The sequence below is a fragment of the Actinomycetospora callitridis genome (assembly GCF_028737265.1).
Classification (GTDB): domain Bacteria; phylum Actinomycetota; class Actinomycetes; order Mycobacteriales; family Pseudonocardiaceae; genus Actinomycetospora; species Actinomycetospora callitridis.
This window is the reverse complement of the sequence record NZ_JAQZAK010000015.1, coordinates 34,730-52,552: the sequence shown is the minus strand read 5'-3', so window position 1 is coordinate 52,552 and position 17,823 is coordinate 34,730. Positions and strand designations below refer to the sequence as shown.

Annotated in this window: 17 protein-coding genes; 6 read left to right on the top strand and 11 right to left on the bottom strand. The window is 73.4% G+C overall.

Annotation, left to right across the window (positions count from 1 at the left end; all coding sequences use genetic code 11):
• Positions 1-9: 9 nt before the first annotated feature.
• Both PH191_RS28780 and PH191_RS28775 read right to left on the bottom strand, forming a co-directional pair.
• Positions 10-600 (bottom strand): VldE C-terminal domain-containing protein, encoded by a 591-nt coding sequence (locus PH191_RS28780; protein WP_274198057.1) that lies wholly within the window; start codon positions 598-600, stop codon positions 10-12.
• A gap of 44 nt (positions 601-644) precedes the next feature.
• Positions 645-1,301 carry a DUF2461 domain-containing protein gene (locus PH191_RS28775; RefSeq protein ID WP_274198056.1) on the bottom strand — a complete coding sequence of 219 codons (657 nt, stop codon included), beginning with the start codon at positions 1,299-1,301 and terminating at the stop codon, positions 645-647.
• 29 nt (positions 1,302-1,330) lie between these two features.
• On the opposite strand from PH191_RS28775, the gene PH191_RS28770 reads away from it, so the two are divergent.
• A complete protein-coding gene (locus tag PH191_RS28770; protein WP_274198055.1) occupies positions 1,331-2,698 on the top strand; it encodes a PLP-dependent cysteine synthase family protein in 1,368 nt (455 codons plus the stop codon).
• 9 nt (positions 2,699-2,707) lie between these two features.
• Complete coding sequence (locus PH191_RS28765) at positions 2,708-3,808, top strand: branched-chain amino acid aminotransferase (protein WP_274198054.1); 1,101 nt, start codon at positions 2,708-2,710, stop codon at positions 3,806-3,808.
• Between the two features lie 157 nt (positions 3,809-3,965).
• Here PH191_RS28765 and PH191_RS28760 read toward each other — a convergent pair whose 3' ends face one another.
• Genes PH191_RS28760 through PH191_RS28745 form a run of 4 tightly spaced genes read right to left on the bottom strand, consistent with a single transcriptional unit; the run spans position 3,966 to position 6,964 of the window.
• The gene (locus PH191_RS28760; protein WP_274198053.1) at positions 3,966-4,724 is read right to left on the bottom strand and encodes an adenosylcobinamide-GDP ribazoletransferase; all 759 of its coding nucleotides are present in this window, start codon (positions 4,722-4,724) and stop codon (positions 3,966-3,968) included.
• 1 nt (position 4,725) lies between these two features.
• Entirely contained in the window at positions 4,726-5,724 is a 999-nt protein-coding gene (locus PH191_RS28755; RefSeq protein ID WP_274198052.1) for a nicotinate-nucleotide--dimethylbenzimidazole phosphoribosyltransferase, read from the bottom strand.
• A 47-nt stretch (positions 5,725-5,771) separates the two neighbouring features.
• Entirely contained in the window at positions 5,772-6,293 is a 522-nt protein-coding gene (gene cobU, locus PH191_RS28750) for a bifunctional adenosylcobinamide kinase/adenosylcobinamide-phosphate guanylyltransferase (protein WP_274198080.1), read from the bottom strand.
• Between the two features lie 8 nt (positions 6,294-6,301).
• Entirely contained in the window at positions 6,302-6,964 is a 663-nt protein-coding gene (locus tag PH191_RS28745; protein WP_274198051.1) for a DUF3043 domain-containing protein, read from the bottom strand.
• 62 nt (positions 6,965-7,026) lie between these two features.
• On the opposite strand from PH191_RS28745, the gene PH191_RS28740 reads away from it, so the two are divergent.
• Both PH191_RS28740 and PH191_RS28735 read left to right on the top strand, forming a co-directional pair.
• Positions 7,027-8,151 carry a glycerate kinase family protein gene (locus PH191_RS28740; protein WP_274198050.1) on the top strand — a complete coding sequence of 375 codons (1,125 nt, stop codon included), beginning with the start codon at positions 7,027-7,029 and terminating at the stop codon, positions 8,149-8,151.
• 170 nt (positions 8,152-8,321) lie between these two features.
• The gene (locus PH191_RS28735; RefSeq protein ID WP_274190223.1) at positions 8,322-8,693 is read left to right on the top strand and encodes a HesB/IscA family protein; all 372 of its coding nucleotides are present in this window, start codon (positions 8,322-8,324) and stop codon (positions 8,691-8,693) included.
• Positions 8,694-8,769: 76 nt separating this feature from the next.
• Here PH191_RS28735 and PH191_RS28730 read toward each other — a convergent pair whose 3' ends face one another.
• Together PH191_RS28730 and asnB are read right to left on the bottom strand one after the other, a co-directional pair.
• Positions 8,770-9,756: an adenosine kinase gene (locus tag PH191_RS28730; protein WP_274198049.1), complete on the bottom strand. Its 987-nt coding sequence runs from the start codon at positions 9,754-9,756 to the stop codon at positions 8,770-8,772.
• A 94-nt stretch (positions 9,757-9,850) separates the two neighbouring features.
• Positions 9,851-11,758 (bottom strand): asparagine synthase (glutamine-hydrolyzing), encoded by a 1,908-nt coding sequence (asnB, locus tag PH191_RS28725; protein WP_274198048.1) that lies wholly within the window; start codon positions 11,756-11,758, stop codon positions 9,851-9,853.
• 304 nt (positions 11,759-12,062) lie between these two features.
• On the opposite strand from asnB, the gene ctaC reads away from it, so the two are divergent.
• Positions 12,063-12,953 (top strand): aa3-type cytochrome oxidase subunit II, encoded by an 891-nt coding sequence (ctaC, locus tag PH191_RS28720; RefSeq protein ID WP_274198079.1) that lies wholly within the window; start codon positions 12,063-12,065, stop codon positions 12,951-12,953.
• A gap of 34 nt (positions 12,954-12,987) precedes the next feature.
• Positions 12,988-13,386, top strand: a complete 399-nt coding sequence (locus PH191_RS28715; RefSeq protein WP_274190219.1) for a cytochrome c oxidase subunit 4 — start codon at positions 12,988-12,990, stop codon at positions 13,384-13,386.
• Positions 13,387-14,099: 713 nt separating this feature from the next.
• Here PH191_RS28715 and qcrB read toward each other — a convergent pair.
• The 3 genes from qcrB to qcrC are packed head-to-tail and all read right to left on the bottom strand — an operon-like array spanning position 14,100 to position 17,769.
• Positions 14,100-15,782 (bottom strand): cytochrome bc1 complex cytochrome b subunit, encoded by a 1,683-nt coding sequence (qcrB, locus tag PH191_RS28710; RefSeq protein WP_274198047.1) that lies wholly within the window; start codon positions 15,780-15,782, stop codon positions 14,100-14,102.
• The gene (gene qcrA, locus PH191_RS28705) at positions 15,779-16,948 is read right to left on the bottom strand and encodes a cytochrome bc1 complex Rieske iron-sulfur subunit (protein ID WP_420791862.1); all 1,170 of its coding nucleotides are present in this window, start codon (positions 16,946-16,948) and stop codon (positions 15,779-15,781) included. Before qcrA ends, qcrB begins: the two co-directional genes overlap by 4 nt.
• Positions 16,945-17,769, bottom strand: coding sequence for a cytochrome bc1 complex diheme cytochrome c subunit (gene qcrC, locus PH191_RS28700; protein ID WP_274198046.1), 825 nt, complete (start codon positions 17,767-17,769; stop codon positions 16,945-16,947). The genes qcrA and qcrC overlap by 4 nt, the downstream gene beginning before the upstream one ends.
• Positions 17,770-17,823 lie beyond the last annotated feature (54 nt).

Sequence of the window (17,823 nt, the reverse complement as noted above, 5' to 3'; positions counted from 1 at the left end):
CACGGCGGCTCACCACCGGGACCCGTCGCGCACGCTGACGTGCACGTGGTCGAAGTGCCCGCCCGTGGCGTCCTCGGGGTCGTACACGCCACCGCCGGTGTAGGGCCGGCCCCAGCCGTCGCCGGCATCGGAGCTCCCGGCGGCCCAGATGCGGCCCTGCCAGATGACGTACCGGACGTCGAGCTCCCCGGCGTTCTCGCGCAGCCAGTGCGCCACGGCCCAGCCGGCGGCGAGGTCGTCGCCCTCCGGGAACTCGCCGTAGCGGCCGGGGAAGAAGTCGCAGGCGCGCCCCTCGGGGTGGTCGCTCGACGGGTTCCACGTGTGCTCTGACCAGCAGGTGACCGAGCGGATCGGGGCGTCCGCACCCGGCGCGCCGAACCGGGCGACGGCGGCGTCGTGCAGGCGCAGGGCGGTCGGTGTGAGGCAGCCCGACGTGGTCGGGTCCTGCTCGACGCACGACTCCGGCGGCGGGTCCACGGTCTCCCACAGGTCACGGGCGGTCAGCCCTCGCTCGGCGGCGGTCCACCAGAGGAGGCCGCCGAGCAGCGCCAGCGCCAGGAGCGCGCTCGCCCAGAGGGCGGCACGCGTCGTCGTCCCCACGATGGGCCGACGGTAGGCGGCGGAACGCGTGGTGGCCGTGAGGGTCAGCGGCGGCGGCCCGGGCGGTCGGCGGTGTCGTCGAGGTCGACGCCGACGTGCTCGTCGAGCCAGCGTCCGAGGGGCTCGAGACGCCGCCAGGTCTCGGCCACCCGCTCGCGCACGGCGGGCGTGTGCAGCTCGTCGGACGGCGGCCACGAGCGCCGGACGAACAGGCTCTTGTGGCGCAGCAGCTCCAGGCGGGGGTGCTCGGGGTCGACGCCGCGCGGGCGGGACTTCAGCTGCTCGCCGTCGACGGTGAACCCGTCGGCGCGCAGGTCGTCGACGATCTTCTCGAGCTCCGGCCCGTGGCGGTCGTCGTCGATCGCGGCACGGAAGCGCGCGACCTGCGCGGAGGTCATCCGGTAGTAGCCGACGGCCACCATGATCCCGTCGGCCGAGACCTGGACGTAGCGCCCGCCGACGGTCGCGCCGCACTGGACCTTGTAGGGGGTCTTGTCGGCGGCGAAGCGCACGTCGCGGTAGGGGCGGAAGACCTTGCCCGGGCCGAACTCGGGCTCGAGGTCGGCGAGCATCGCGACCATCGGCGCGCGGACGTGGTCGTCGTAGAGCGCCTTGTTGTCGGTCCAGTAGGCCTTGGAGTTGTCGGCCTCGAGGCCCTCGTAGAAGTCGACGACCGCCTCGCCGAAGCCCGGGAACGTCACGGGGCCATCTTTGCGTGTACACACGGGGCGTGCCCGGGAGCGTCCACGAATCGGTGCTCGACGCCATCGGCGCCACCCCGCTCATCCGCCTGCGGCGGGTGACCGAGGGCCTGGCGCCGACGATCTACGTCAAGGCGGAGTGGCAGAACGCCGGCGGGAGCGTCAAGGACCGCGCGGCGCTGTGGATGGTCCGCGCCGCCGAGCGCTCCGGGGCGCTGGGCCCGGGCGGGGTGATCGTCGAGGGCACCTCGGGCAACACCGGGATCGGCCTGGCGCTGGTCGGCGGTTTCCTCGGCTACCGCACGCTCATCGTCGTCCCCGACACCACGGCCGCCGAGAAGATCGCCGCGCTGCGCGCCTACGGCGCCGATGTGGTGCTGACGCCGGGAGGACTGCGCCGCGACGACCCGCGCCACGTCATCAACCTCGCGGCGCGGATCGCCCAGGAGACGCCCGGCGGCTGGCTCGCCGACCAGTACGGCAACCCCGCCAACCCCCGGGCCCACCACGACACCACCGCGCCCGAGATCTGGGAGCAGACCGGCGGCCGCGTGACCTGCTTCGTCGCGGGCATCGGCACCGGCGGCACGCTGTCGGGCACCGGCGCGGCGCTCAAGGAGCGGGGTCCGGTGCGCGTCGTCGGCGTCGACCCCGTGACCTCGGCCTACGGCGGCGGGGACGGCAGCCCGTACTACGTCGAGGCGATCGGCCACTACCGCCACCCCGACACCGTCGACGACCCCTGGCCCGCCAACTGGGACCGGTCGGTGGCCGACGAGATCGTGCGCGTCGACGACCGCACGACGATGCACACCGCCCGCCGCCTGGCCCGCGAGGAGGGCCTGCTTCTCGGGGGCTCGTCGGCGACGGCCGTGGCGGGGGCGCTGGTCGCGGCCCGCGACCTGGGTCCCGACGACGTGGTCGTCGCGATCGCCCCCGACTCCGGGCGGGCCTACCTCTCGAAGTACTTCGACGACGGCTGGCTGCGACGGCTCGGCTTCCTCGACGAGCCGGACGCGGACGTCCCGGGGCCGCTGGTGGGCGACCTGCCGGTCGTCGCGGTGCCGGTCGTGCGCGCGTCCTGGACGGTGGGGCGGGCCCGGGCGGCGCTCGCCGGGACGCCCGGCCCCGCCCCCGTGACCCACGACCGGCCCGACGGCGCGGCGGCCCCGTCGGAGATCCTCGGCGCCGTGAGGGCGGCGGATCTGGACGGTCTGCCCGACGGCGACCCGGTGCGCCACCACGTCCGCCCGGAGCCGCCGAGCCTCGGCGCGGGGGAGGGGGTCGAGGACGCGCGCACCCGTCTGGACGGGGCCGACGCGGCCTGGCTGGTGCGCGACGGACGGGTCGCCGGCCTGGTGACGCGGGCGGCGATCGGTCTTGCCCCGTCGGACTAGGCTGGAACCATGAGTACGGCCTTCGCCCACACCCCGCACCCCGCCCCGGCGACCGCGGAGCGTGTGGCGGAGGTACTCGCCGCACCCGGGTTCGGGAAGTTCTTCACCGACCACATGGTGACGATCTCCTGGGACGCCGCGCGCGGATGGCACGACGCGACCGTCGGGCCGTACCAGGCACTGTCGATGGACCCGGCCGCGGTCGTGCTCCACTACAGCCAGACGATCTTCGAGGGGCTCAAGGCCTACCGCTGGGCCGACGACTCGATCCACGCGTTCCGCCCGACGGCGAACGCGGAGCGCATGGCCCGCTCGGCCGAGCGCCTGGCGATGCCCCCGCTGCCCGAGGAACTGTTCCTCGGCTCGCTGGAGGAGCTGCTCGCCGTCGACGAGCGCTGGGTGCCGGCCGCGGGCGGGGAGGACTCGCTCTACCTGCGGCCCTTCATGATCGGCTCCTCGTCGGGGCTCGGCGTGCGCCCGAGCGAGGAGTACCTCTACATGCTCATCGCGTCCCCGGCCGGCGCGTACTTCCCGCGCGGCCTGGCCCCGGTGACCGTCTGGCTGTCCACCGACTACGTCCGCGCCGTGCCCGGCGGCACCGGCGAGGCCAAGTGCGGCGGCAACTACGCGGCCTCGCTCGCCGCGCAGGCCCAGGCGTCGGCGCAGGGGTGCGACCAGGTGGTCTGGCTCGACGCCCTCGAGCACCGGTGGATCGAGGAGATGGGGGGCATGAACCTCTTCTTCGTGTTCACCGACCCCTCGGGCAACGTCGAGGTCGTCACCCCCGAGCTCTCCGGCTCGCTGCTGCCCGGCGTCACCCGCCGCTCGCTGCTCGAGCTCGCCGAGGAGGAGGGCGCGACGGTCAGCGAGCGCCGGATCTCCACCGACGAGATGGAGAAGGAGAACGCCGCCGGGCGCCTCACCGAGGTGTTCGCCTGCGGCACCGCCGCGGTCATCACCCCGGTCGGCACCGTGAAGTACGAGGGCGGCGAGTACGACATCGCCGACGGCAAGCCGGGCGCGATGACCCAGCGCCTGCGCGAGCGCCTCACCGCCATCCAGCGCGGCGCGGCCCCGGACACCCGGGGCTGGATGACGCGCCTGCGCTGACGCGCGCCGTTCGCCTGGTGGAGCGAACGGGTCGTTCGCTGCTTCTATGCGTACGAACGGGCCGTTCGCTCCAGGCGACGCCTTCTCGGCGCGACGCCGCTGGGCGATCAACGGGGACTTTGCGTGCCTAGAAGCAGCGAACGGCGCGTTCGTTGCGTCAGGCGACGGCGAGCACCGCGAGGGCGACGGTGGCGGCGAGCTCGGCGCAGGCGCCGAACACGTCGCCCGACACGCCCCCGAGGCGCCGGCGGGCGTGAGCCGCGACGAGGACGACGACCACCGCCGCCAGCAGGGCCGCGACCACCGCGCGGAGCCCCAGCACCGGGAACGCGGCGCCGGCGAGCACCACCGCCCACACCGCCGCCCGCCACGCCGGCTGGGTCCCGGCGACCAGGGCACCGAGCCCGTCCGGGGACGCCGCGGGCACGCCCCGCCGCGCCACCCAGGCGAACGCGGCGCGCCCCAGCCCCAGGGCCAGCGCGCCCCCGACGACCGCGGCCACCACGCCCCGCTCCGCCAGCGCCCCGAACGCCGTGGCCTGGATCCCGAGCACCACGACCAGCCAGATGACCGCGAACGCGCCGGTGCCCGGGTCCCGCATCACCGCCAGCGTGCGCGCCGCGTCGCCGTGGCTGCCGAGCCCGTCGGCGAGGTCCGCGAGGCCATCGAGGTGCAGCCCGCGGGTCGCCGCCGCCCCGAGACCGACGACCACGAGCCCCGCGAGCAGCCCCGGCGCCCCGCCGGCGACCAGGCCCGCGGCGCCGGCGCCCAGCAGGGCGCCGAGCACCACGCCCACGACCGGGACCACCGCGAGCGCCACGGCGGCGGCGGGCCGGTCGATCCGCCGCGCGTGCAGGGGCACGACCGTGAACATCGCGACGGCCAGCGTCACCCCGCCGCGGAAGGGGCCGGGCACCTCAGCCGACGCACACCGCGGCGCGCACGAGCCCGACCGCGGTCAGCGCCCCGGTGCCCTGACCGGCGCGCATCGACAGGTCCAGCAGCGGCTCGAGTCCCAGGACGTCGAGCGCGAAGGCCTGCGCGGGCTCGGTGCACCGTGTGCCCGCCGTCCACCAGGCGCGCGCGCCCGGGACCTCGGTGTCGGCGAGCAGCGCGGCCACGGCCGTCGCCGCGCCGTCGAGCAGCACCGGGGTCCGGCGACGGGCGGCCTGGGAGAGGAACCCGACGAGCGCGGCCAGGTCGGCGCCGCCGGCGACCCGCAGCAGGCCCTGGGGATCGCGGCCCACCGCCCGGGCGCGCCGCAGCCCGTCGCGGACCGCCGCGGCCTTGACCATCCACGCGCGGTCGTCGATCCCGCTGCCACGCCCCACGACGGCCACGGGCTCGCGCCCGGTCATCGCGGCCGCGAGCACGGCGACGGGGGTGCTGACGCCGACGGCCAGCTCACCGGCGACGAGCAGGTCGGCGCCCTCGTCGACCTCCTCGTCGGCCACCTCGCGCCCGGCGCGCAGCGCGGCCGCGGCCTGGTCGGCGGTCAGCACGTCCTCGAGGTCGAGGCGACCGCCGCCGCGCACCACGGCGCGGTCGTCGCGCGCGTCCCCGGGCACCGGCGTGGCCAGCCCGACGTCGACGACCCGCAGCCCGGCGCCCGCGGCCTCGGCGAACCGGGCCACCGCGCCCGAGCCGTCGCGCGCGGCGGCCACCCGCGCCACGGTCTCGCCGGGCGCGTGGGCGGAGACACCGGCGGCGGCGATCCCGTGGTCGGCGGCGAACAGCACCGCCCGCACCCGCCGCGGCGCCCGGGCCGGCGCCCGCCCCTGGCAGGCGGCGAGCCACGCGGCGAGCTCCTCGAGGCGCCCGTAGCTCCCGCCGGGCAGCGCCGCGCGGGCCTCCTCGCGGGCGGTCTCGTCGGGGGGCGCGACACCCGCCGGGGCCGAGCTGGCGACCGGGTGCACGCGGTTCCTCCTCCTCGACACGACGATTTCGGCGCGACCGTAGCCGGTCAGCGCAGACGCAGGGGCACCCCGGCCACGAGCAGCCACACCTCGTCGCACACCGCCGCGAGCGCCTGGTTCACCGCGCCGAGCTCGTCCCGGAAGCGGCGTCCGGCGCTCGTCGAGGGCACGACGCCCAGCCCGACCTCGGCCGACACGAGCACCAGCGTCCCGGCGAAGCGTCCGACCGCCGCCGTCAGCGACGCGCGTGCCGCGTCGACCGACGGCGCGTCGCGCTCCCAGCCGGCGTCGTCGAGCAGCCCCGTCACCCAGGTGGCGAGGTCGTCGACGAGCACGGGTTCGCCGGGGTGCGCGTCGAGTATCGCCGGGAGGTCGGCGTCCTCCACCGTCCGCCACCCGGCGGGCCGGCGGGCGCGGTGCTCGGCGACGCGGTCGGCCCACTCGGGGTCGGCGGCCGGGTCGACACCGCGGGCGGTGGCGACGTAGAGCACCGGCGCGTCGGCGTCGAGCATCCCCTCGGCGTACGCGGACTTGCCCGAGCGCGTCCCGCCGAGGACCAGCGTGCGCAGGGTCGCCCTCAGGCGATCGCGGTGCCGCGGGCCACCCGGGGCGCGGGCATCCGCAGGCGGCGCAGCTGGGTGGCGCGCGTGAACGCGTACCAGCCGTAGGACAGGCCGCCGACCTGCTCGTCCGGGAACTTCGCGCGCACCCGCGTCACGACGTAGCGGCCGAGCATGACGCCCTCGAGCGCCATCATCACGAGCATGACCAGGCAGATCAGGCTGCCGGCGGTCTGCACCTGGGGGATCGGGACGATCACCGTCACGAAGATGACGACGGCCAGGGGCATGAAGAGGCCCATGAGGTTGCGCCGGGCGTCGACGAGGTCGCGCGCGTAGGCGCGGGCGGGCCCGCGATCGCGGGGCAGCAGCACCGAGTCGTCGCCGGCCATCATGCGCTTGCGGCGGTCCGCGGAGGCCTTGCGGCGGTCGTCCTTGGTGCCGCGCAGCGCCCGCGCGCGCTTCATGGCCTCGCGCTGGGTCTTGGGGGCCGGCGCCACCGGTCCGCGCCGCTTGCCCTGCGCGTCGCGACGGGCCGGCGTCGGGCGTCCCTTGCCGGTGGTCTGGCGTCCACCGCGCTCGCCGACGACGACCGTCTCGCGGTCGTCGGCCTCGGTGGTCGTGGCGTCGTCGGGCTCGGAGCCCGTCCCGGTCGAGGTGCCACGGCGCAAGAAGTTCACGTTCCCAGAATAGGGCACCCGGACAGGCCTCCCCAGACCGCGAGACCCCTACGGTGCGCCGTATGCGTGTGCTGCTCGCTCCTGACTCCTTCGGCGGCAGTCTGACCGCGGCCGAGGCGGCCACGGCGATGGCCGAGGGGTGGGCCCGGAGCGAGCCGGAGGACACCGCCGTCCTGCTCCCGCTGGCCGACGGCGGTACCGGGTTCGTCGAGGTCCTGCACACCGCGCGCGGCGGCACCCGGCACGAGGTGGAGGTCACGGGTCCGCTCGGGGCGCCGACCTCGGCGACGTGGCTGGAGCTGGACGGGACCGCGTACGTCGAGTCGGCGTCGGCCTGCGGGCTGCACCTCGTCGACGAGCGCACGCCGCGCACCGCGGCGTCGGCGACGAGCCGGGGCGTGGGCGAGCTCATGGCAGCAGCCGCCGGGCACGGGCCGTCCGCGATCGTCGTCGGGCTCGGCGGCTCCGCCTGCACCGACGGCGGGGCCGGGATGCTGGCCGCGCTCGGCGCGGTGGCCCGGGACGCCGACGGGGACGCCCTGCCCGACGGTGGCGGGGCCCTCGCGCGGGCCGCCCGCCTCGACGGACTCGCGGATGTCCGGGCGCGGTTCGAGGGCATCGACCTCGTCGTGGCCGCCGACGTCGACCACGTGCTGACCGGCCCGGAGGGCGCCGCGGCGGTGTTCGGCCCCCAGAAGGGTGCTGACGAGGACACCGTGGCCGCCCTCGACGCGGCGCTGACGGCGTGGGCGGCGGTGCTGGGCGACGGCCTCGCCGACCTCCCCGGGGCCGGCGCCGCCGGCGGGCTGGGCGTGGCGCTCGCGGCGCTCGGGGCCCGCAGGGTCGCCGGCGGGGAGCTGGTCCGCGAGGTCGCGGGCCTCGACGAGGCCCTCGCCCGCGCCGACCTCGTGGTCACCGGTGAGGGACGCCTCGACGCCCAGTCGCTGCACGGCAAGCTCGTCTCGGTGGTGGCCGCGCGGGCCCGTGAGCAGGGCGTCCCGTGTATCGCGCTGGCCGGCCAGGTGGACATGAGCACGGGGGAGGCCCTGGAGGCCGGGCTCGAGGGCGTCTACTCGGTCGCCGCGGACGCGGGTTCCGTCGAGGCCGCCCTCGCCGAGCCCGCCGCCCGGCTGGCCGATCTCGCCGAGGGCGTCGCCAAGCGGTGGGGGGCGCGTCCTCCCGGGTAGCCGGGGTGAGCGCGCGCACGCATGAGCACACGCCCGACGTGTGCGACGATGGAGACCGGCCGCGGGGCCTTCGAGATCATGTGGCGCCCCGAAGGAACACACGGCACCGCGACCGGGTTGTGCGCAGCGGGTAGTGCACAGCGTCCGTCCCGGGAGCTCAAGGGAGAACCATGACCGTCGAGAACCCGACCGCGCCGTCCGCGGTCACCGAGGCCGCGCACGGTGTCGAGCTGACCGACTCCGCCGCCGGCAAGGCGAAGGCCCTGCTCGACCAGGAGGGCCGCAACGACATGTCGCTGCGCATCGCGGTCCAGCCGGGCGGGTGCGCGGGTCTCAAGTACCAGCTCTTCTTCGACGACCGCAGCCTCGACGGCGACCTCAACGTCGACTTCAACGGGCTGACCGTCTCCGTCGACCGCATGAGCGCGCCGTACCTGCAGGGTGCGGTCATCGACTTCGTCGACACCATCGAGAAGCAGGGGTTCACGATCGACAACCCCAACGCCGGCGGGTCCTGCGCCTGCGGCGACAGCTTCAACTGATCCGACAGCACGGTCTGAGAACGCACACCGGCCCCGGACCTCGATCGAGGTCCGGGGCCGTCGTGTGTCCGGGGTGCTACAGGTCGGGGACCTCCGCGGCGACCTTCTGCCGCAGGTCCTCCGGGGGCTGCGCCCCCAACTGGGCGACGACGTGCGAGGCGGCGACCGAGCCGATCCGGCCGGCCACCCCGACGTCGAGCCCGCGGGTCCAGCCGTAGAGGAAGCCGCCCGCGTAGGCGTCGCCGGCACCCGTGGTGTCGACGAGCTCGTCGGCCGGGCGCGCCTCCACCTCCTCGCGGGAGCCGCCGAGGCCGTAGATCGTCGAGCCCTTCGGGCCGTGGGTGACGACGACGACCTCGCAGTTGCCGCCCTGGTCGCGCAGCAGGCCCTCGATCGGGTCGTCCCCGACGAGCGCCGCGACCTCGTCCTCGTCGGCGATGAGGATCTCGACGTTCTCGCGGCACAGCTCGCGGAAGTACTCGCGGTGGCGGTCGACACAGCCGGCGTCCGAGAGCGTCAGGCCGACCTTCGCGTCGCTCTTCGCCGCGGCGTCGACGATCTTGCCGATCGTCCGGCGGGCGTGCTCGGTGTCGGCGAGGTAGCCCTCGATCAGGCTGACCTTGCTGCCGGCGACCTCGTCCTGCTCGATGTCGTCGGGCCCCAGCGCCGTGCAGGCACCGAGGAACGTCGACATCGTGCGCTCGCCGTCGGGCGTCACCATGATCAGGCACCGAGCGGTCGCCGGGCTCCCGGACAGCGCCGGCGTCGTGAACGCGACACCGTGCGAGCGGATCGAGTCGGTGAACGAGCCGCCGAGGCGGTCGTCCGACACCTTGCCGACGTAACCCGTGTCCCCGCCGAGCGCGGCCGCGATGGCGATGGTGTTCGCGACGCTGCCGCCGGAGCGCTCGGTGGTGTCGCCCGCCTCGGCGTACAGCTTCTCGGCCTGGGCCTCGTCGATGAGCGTCATCCCGCCCTTGGGCAGGTCGTGCCCGCGGATGGTGTCGTCGTCGCTGCGGAACAACACGTCGACGATCGCGTTGCCGATTCCCAGTACGTCCATGGATGCCTCTCGCTGGCGGTACGTCCTTCGGACCAACGTTCGACCCTAGGTGAAAGCCGCCATCAGAGGGACCGCACCGTTACGTCCGGCACGTTCACGCATACACCGGGTAGTTCGGCTCCGGGATCGCGGGGCGGATGCGCTCCTCGACGAAGATGCCGTGCCAGAGCATGAACACCAGGATCGTCCAGATCCGCCGCGAGTGGTCGACGGGGCCGGCGCGGTGGTCGTCGATGAGGCGCAGCACGGCGGCCTTGTCGAGGATCGCGTCGGTCTGGGAGTCGCGGACGATCTCCCGGGCCCACTCGAGCATGTCGTGGGCGAGCCAGTGGCGGATCGGCACCGGGAACCCGAGCTTGCGGCGGTTCAGCACGTGGGGCGGCACGATGCCCTCGATCGCCCGGCGCAGCGCGTACTTCGTGGTGCCGTGGGCGACCTTCTGGTCGGTCGGCAGGTGCGACGCGACCTCGAAGACCTCCTTGTCGAGGAACGGCACGCGCAGCTCGAGGGAGTTGGCCATCGTCATCTTGTCGGCCTTGACGAGGATGTCGCCGCGCAGCCAGGTGAAGAGGTCGACGTGCTGCATCCGCGCCACCGGGTCCCAGGAGCCCGAGTCGGCGTAGAGCGGGGCGGTGATGTCGACGTGCGAGAGCTCGGGGTCGTGCCCGCGCAGGACCGCGGCGAGCTGGTCGTTGCGGAAGATGCGCGCGTTGCCGTAGTAGCGCTCCTCGAGGGGGAGCGCGCCGCGGCGCAGGAGGTCCTTGCCGCGCATGCCGTCGGGCAGCTTCGCCGACAGCGACCCGGCGAGCTTGCGCACCGCCCCGGGCAGCTTCTCGAACGGCGCGAGCGAGAGCGGCTCCTTGTAGATCGTGTAGCCGCCGAACAGCTCGTCGGCGCCCTCGCCGGAGAGCACGACCTTCACGTGCTTGCGGGCTTCGCGGGCCACGAACCACAGGGGGACCAGCGCGGGGTCGGCCACCGGGTCGTCGAGGTACCAGACGATGAGCGGCAGCGCGTCCATCATCTCCTGGGCGGTGACGGTGCGGACGACGTGGCGCACGCCGATCGCTTCGGCCGACTCGTGGGCGACGTCGACCTCGGAGTAGCCGTCGCGCTCGAAGCCCGTGGTGAAGGTGATGAGGTCCGGGTTGTGCTCCTTGGCGAGCGCGGCGATGACCGTGGAGTCGATGCCCCCGGAGAGGAACGCGCCCACGGTGACGTCGGCGCGCATGTGCTTGGCCACCGAGTCGCGCAGGACCTCGGTGATCTCGGCGTGCACGCGGGCCTCGTCGTCGACCGGCTTCTCGTCGAAGGTCGGGACGAAGTAGCGCTCCGTCGCCATCGGCTCGCCGGGGGAGACGGTGAAGCTCGTCCCCGACTCGACGCGGCGGATCGAGCGGTGCAGCGAGAGCGGCTCCGGCACGTACTGCAGCTGCAGGTAGTGCTGCAGCGCGGTCGGGTCGGGCGCGGTGGTCGGCTCGCCGAGGCCCTTCGCCAGGTCGAGCAGGCTCTTCTTCTCGCTGGCGAAGGCCACGCCGTGCGGGCCGGCGGAGACGAAGAGGGGCTTGATGCCGAACGGGTCACGGGCGCCGAAGAGCACGCGCTCGTGGGTGTCCCAGATCAGGAACGCGAACATGCCGCGCAGGCGGCGGACCGCGTCGGGACCCCAGACGTCGTAGGCCGCGACGATGGCCTCGGTGTCCCCGTCGGTGACGAACCGTGCGCCGTGGTCGCGCGCCAGCTCCTCGCGCAGCTCGAGGTAGTTGTAGATCTCGCCGTTGAAGACGATGCGGTAGCGATCGCTCGCGTAGGTCAGCGGCTGGTGCGAGCCCTCGACGTCGATGATCGAGAGCCGGTTGAACCCCAGCGCCACGTCGTCGTCGTGCCACACGCCGGACTCGTCCGGCCCGCGGTGGCGCATGCACTCGAGGCTCGCCCGCACCGCGTCGGCACGCGCCGCGCCCTCACCGCCGGGCGTGATCAATCCCATCAGGCCGCACACGCGTCCGCTGACACCTCCGGTTCCGGGGCCACGCCACCGCCCCGACGGGCGGGATGCGCTCAGTATGACGACCGCGATGTGCCGCTCCGTGACACCCCGCGCGCCCCTCCGACAGCGCGTAGTGGCTCGCTCGGATAGTCTCCGCTCCGACGTCGGGGCCCGGGTCGCCGGGCCGCTCGCCGCACCCTCCGGAGCCGTCCTCGGCCCCTGGTCGGACGGCGTGCACCGTGCGAGGAGGAAGGCAGCAGCAGTGCGCCGAGATGGGACGCCGCCCCGGGCCCGCACCGGGCGCGCACGCCGGGTGCTGGGACTGACTGCGGCCGCCGTCGTCGTGGCGGTGACCACCTCCGGGTGCTCGGTGGACGAGGTCCTCCGCTTCGGCTGGCCGGTCGGCGTCACGCCCGAGGCCACGCAGATGCGCACGCTCTGGACCTGGGCCGCGGTCGCCGCCCTGGTCGTCGGCGTCATCGTGTGGGGTCTCACGGCCTGGACCGTCGCCTTCCACCGCAAGCGCGCCGGCGCGTCCGACCTCCCGCGCCAGTTCCAGTACAACCTGCCGCTCGAGCTCGTGCTCACGGTCGTGCCGCTGGTGATCGTCGCGGTGCTCTTCTACTTCACCGTCGTCGTGCAGAACGTCGTCGACCGCGATGCGGAGGGCAACGAACTGCAGGTGACGATCACCGGGTTCCAGTGGAACTGGGAGTTCGGCTATCCGCAGACCATCGCGCCCAACGGGCTCCCGGCCTCCGTCGTCGGCACCACGACCTCCGTGCCGATCCTGGTGCTGCCCGTCGACCGGCCGATCGCGTTCACCCAGGAGTCGAAGGACGTCATCCACTCCTTCTGGGTGCCGGAGTTCCTCTTCAAGCGCGACGTCATGCCGTACCCGGAGGAGAACGACCAGAAGAACACCTGGGTCATCGACCGGATCGAGCGTCCCGGTGCCTTCGTCGGCCGCTGCGCGGAGTTCTGCGGCGCCTACCACTCGATGATGAACTTCGAGGTCCGGGCGCTGCCGCCGGCGCAGTTCGAGCAGTTCCTCCAGATCCGCCAGCGGATCGACCCGCAGACGGGGCAGGGCTTCACCACCAACGCCGCCCTCGCGGCGATGAACTGCGGCGAGCTCTGCAACCCCGAGTCGATCACCACGCAGCCCGCCAACCCGGACCCGACCGCCCGGCAGGCGTTCAAGTGACCGCCCGCCCCACCCTGTCGAGAGCGAGGACCCGGTGAAGGTCGAATCCCGCATCTTCGAGATCCTCACGGTCTTCTGCTTCGTCTGCGCGATCGTGTACGGCATCCTCTCGGGCGAGGAGGTCGGCATCGTCGCCCTGACGCTGACCGGCGGCCTGACCCTCATCGTCGGCACGTACTTCCGCTTCGTCGCCCGGCGGCTCGAGGAGCGGCCCGAGGACAACCCCGAGGCCGAGGTGTCCGACGGCGCCGGCGACCTGGGCTTCTTCAGCCCCGGGAGCTACTGGCCCATCGCCGTCGCGGGCGGCACCGCCCTCACGGGCTTCGGCATCGCGCTGTGGCAGTGGTGGCTGATCGTCCTCGCCGGCGTCGCCCTCATCATCGCCATCTGCGGCCTCGTGTTCGAGTACCACGCGGGTCCCTCGGCGCACTAGGTCGCCCGCGGGTCTCTCGGAGGCCCTCACAGGCCCTCACAGGCCCTCAGACGCCCCCACAGCCCCGCTCCGTCCGCCGGAGCGGGGCTGTGGTGTGTGTGCGCCTGGGTCGGGCGGGCGGGGTCGGTGGAGCGAACGCGCCGTTCGCTGCTTCTATGCGTGCGAACGGCGCGTTCGTGTCAGCGGGGCCCGGCGGGCGCGCTCGGTCGGGAGATCACCAGGTCGAGAGGCCCCGGCAGCGGCACTCGGACGGTGTGTTCTCGCCTGCTGATCGAGGGTCTGGGGCCGGCGGCCCGCGGGCCGTCGGCGACGGAGGTCGAGCGGCGCGGAGGTCGCTGAGCTTGACCCCGAGCGACGAGCACCAGGTGCCCGGCGAGCCGCAGGAGCAGAGCGCGACCGGATGACGAGCCCCGCGGCACCCGCGCCCGTCCCCGGTGAGCGAGCTGGCCGTGGCCTCAGAGGCCCTGTGAGGCGCTCAGGGCATGGGTGGGCGCCTCTCCCGTCCACCCGGAGCCGCTCACGAGCCCGCCGCGCTGTCCTCGGCGTGTCGCTCGAGCGACGCTGTGGCGATCCTGGCGTTCAGTGCCAGCGTGGACGCAGGGCTTGCACCAGCGGTGCACGCCCTCCCGGCGTCCGGGCGCCGGGGGAGGACCCGACAACGACGACGGGCCGGGAGCGTCGATGACGCTCCCGGCCCGTGTCGTGCGGACGATCTACTCCTGGATGTCGCGCGGGCGCCCGGCGTCCGGGCGGCCGGCGAGCTCGCGCTGCTCGCCGGGCTCGACCTCCAGCGGGTCGCCGCCACCGTGACCACCGGTGAGGGCTTCCTGCTCGTCGGCCGGGTCCGGACGGAACCAGCCGCCCTTGAGGGGCTGGCCCGCGGCGCCGAGGTCGTTCATGCGCTTCGGCACCTTGGCGCCCTGGTAGGCGAGCGGGACGGCGTGGCCGTGCTCGTCGACGCCACCCAGCGGCTGGTGCACCTCGACGAACTCACCGTGCGGCAGGCGCTTGATGTGCCCGGTCTCGATGCCGTGCTCGAGCACCTCGCGGTCGCCGCGCTGGAGGCCCAGGCAGATCCGGTAGGTCGCGAAGTAGACGAGCGGCGGGAGCACGAGCAGGCCGATGCGCCCGATCCACGTCATCACGTTCAGGGAGATGTCGAACGTGTAGCCGATGATGTCGTTGCCGCACGCCACGACCAGCCAGAAGTAGAAGGCCATGGCCATCATGCCGGTGGCCGTCCGCACCGGGACGTCACGCGGGCGCTGCAGCAGGTTGTGGTGGGCGTCGTCGCCGGTCAGCTTGCGCTCGATCATCGGGTAGAGCGCGAGCAGCGTGGTGAGGATGCCCATGCCGATCACGGCCGGGAAGAAGATCGCGGGGATCGTGTACCGGCCGAACAGGTACATCTCCCACGACGGCCACAGTCGGACGGCGCCGTCGAACACGGCCATGTACCAGTCGGGCTGCGAGCCCGCTGAGACCTTGGCCGGGTTGTACGGGCCGAGGTTCCAGATCGGGTTGATCTGGAAAATGCCGCCCATCGCCGCCATGAGGCCCACCGAGACGACGGTGAAGCCGCCGGCCTTGGTGGCGAACGTCGGCAGGATGCGGACGCCGACGACGTTGCGCTCGGTGCGGCCCGGGCCGGGGAACTGGGTGTGCTTCTGGAACCACACCAGTGCCACGTGCACCGCGATGACCGCGGTGATGATCCCGGGCAGCAGGAAGACGTGGACGATGTACAGACGCGGGATGATGATGTCGCCCGGGTACTCGCCGCCGAAGATCGCGAACTGCAACCAGGTGCCGATCACGGGGATCGACATGACGATCGCCGAGACGCCCGTGCGGATGCCGGTGCCGGAGAGCAGGTCGTCGGGCAGCGAGTAGCCGATGAAGCCCTCGATCATGCCGGTGAGCAGCAGGACGACGCCGAGGGCCCAGTTGGTCTCGCGCGGGCGGCGGAACGCTCCGGTGAAGAACGTCCGCATCATGTGCGCGATCATCGCCGCGACGTAGAGCAGCGCGGCCCAGTGGTGGACCTGGCGGATGAACAGGCCGCCGCGGACCTCGAACGAGATGTCCAGCGTCGACTCGTACGCCCGGCTCATGGAGACGCCCTGCAGCGGCTGGAACACGCCGCTGTAGGTGACCTCGGTCATCGAGGGGTCGTAGAAGACCGCCAGCCAGGTGCCCGAGATCAGCAGCACGATGAAGGCGTACATGTTGATCTCGCCCAGCATGAACGACCAGTGCGTGGGGAAGACCTTGTTGATCTGACGACGGAGGGGCCCGGCGGGGTGGAACCGGCTGTCCGCCTCGTCAGCGGCGGTGCCGGCGAGCTTCATCGCCGTGCCGCCGCCTCTACGGGTGGGTGTGGTGATCGCACTCATGAGCTTCGCTCCCAGAACGCCGGACCCACCGGTTCGATGAAGTCGCTGCGCGCGTACAGATACCCCTGATCGTCCACCGAGATCGGCAGTTGCGCCAGTGGACGGGTCGCCGGGCCGAAGACGGGCTTGGCGTACTCGTTCGCCTGGAACTGCGACTGGTGACAGGGACAGAGGATGCGGTTGGTCTGGTCCTCGTACAGCGACGTGGGGCAGCCCATGTGGCTGCAGATCTTGGAGTAGGCGAACAACGCCCCGTAGTTGAAGTCCTCCTGGCCGGCCCGCTTGATGACGGTGACGTCGGGCCGCAGGTGGATGAGCATCACGGGCGAGTCGGCCGAGTGGAGCTCCTCGGCGAGCTCCTCCGGGTGCGAGCGCTGGGACTCCTTGAACGGGTAGACCGTCTCGATCGCGCCCGGGGCGAGGTCACCGGGGCGCACGAGCACGACCTGCTCGGACTCACCGGTGTCGCGCCGCAGGTAGACGCGCTCGCCGTCCTCGGAGTGCCACCCCGTGATGAGCAGGGGCGAGTTGGGCCCCTCCTTCCACGGGTTCTTGACGAGCCCCCCGAAGGCGGCCACCAGCACGCCGAGGCCGAGCACCCCGCCGGCGGCACCGATCGACCGGTAGACGAGCTTGCGGCGCGTGATGCCGCTCTGCTGACCCGTCTGGACGAGGCGGGCGGCCGCGGTGCGGCGGTCGACCTCGGAGGACCGGCCGTCGTGACGCTGCTGGATCGTCAGGTCCTCGGGCAGGAGCTTCTTCGAGTAGGCGATCACGCCCATGCCCACCGCGAACACCGAGAGGCCGAAGAGGAACCCGATGACCGGCGTGTAGAGGGAATAGAGCATGCCTCCCTCCTCGCCGGGCCCTCGGTACTCCCAGGGCCAGGCGATGAACGCCACGAGGAAGGCGACGCCCGCCAGGGCGGCGATGATGAACCAGCCCGCGACCTGGCGCTCGGCCCGCTTCTCGGCGCGGGTGCCGGGCACGGGGAACCGCTCGCGGTCCGAGACGACCTCGAGGTCGTCGATCTGGTTGCCCAGACGGACGAGGTCGTCGGTGCTCATCCGGGCGAGCTCGTCGTCCGACGGGATGCGCGGGGTGGCGTCCGAGGGGTGGGGCTCGGTGGGCGCGTTGGCGCCGTGGTCAGCGGGGCGCGTGCTCACTGGCGGGATCCGATCCACAGAGAGATACCGATGAGGGCGGCGAGACCGACGAAGAACGCGACGACACCCTCCGGTACGGGGCCGAAGCCACCGAGCTCCGCGCCGCCGGGGTTCTTCGCGGGGTTCGCGGCGCCCACCGACTTGATGTAGCCGATGATGTCGCGCTTCTCCTCGGGGGAGAGCTGCGTGTCGGCGAAGGTGGGCATGTTGGCCGGGCCCGAGAGCATCGCCGCGTAGATCTGCGACTCGCTCGCCGGGTCGAGGTTCGGCGCGAACTTGCCCTGGGACAGCGCGCCGCCACGGCCGGTGAAGTTGTGGCACGACGCGCAGTTGAGGCGGAAGAGCTCACCGCCGCGACCGAGGTCGCGGCCGCGCAGCGCCTCGCCGCTCTCCTCGGGCGTCACCGGACCGCCGCCGTTGGCCTGGATGAACGCCCCGAGGGCGTCGATCTGGGCCTCGTCGAATCGCGGGGGCTTCCGCTCGGCCGCCGCACCCTGGGCCGCGAGCGGCATCCGGCCGGTGGAGACCTGGTAGTAGACCGAGGCCTCGCCGACGCCGATGAGGCTGGGGCCGCGCCCCTCCACGCCCTGCAGGTTCGTGCCGTGGCACGTGATGCAGGAGTTGTCGTAGATCTGCTGGCCCTCGCGCACGATCGCGGGGTCGGCCGCGAGCGCCTGGTCCGGCTCCGGGGTGAACACCGTGTACAGGCCGCCGACGGCGACCAGCGCGACGCCCAGGGCCAGCATCCCGGACAGGCGCCGGCGCATCTTCGTCCCGCGACGTGCCCGGGTGGGGGCGGATCGCGGCTTCTCGTCACTCATCGGGTGCCCAACCTCGAGCTCTCCTCGGTGGTGGTGCGGTTGGTCCTGCGGGGC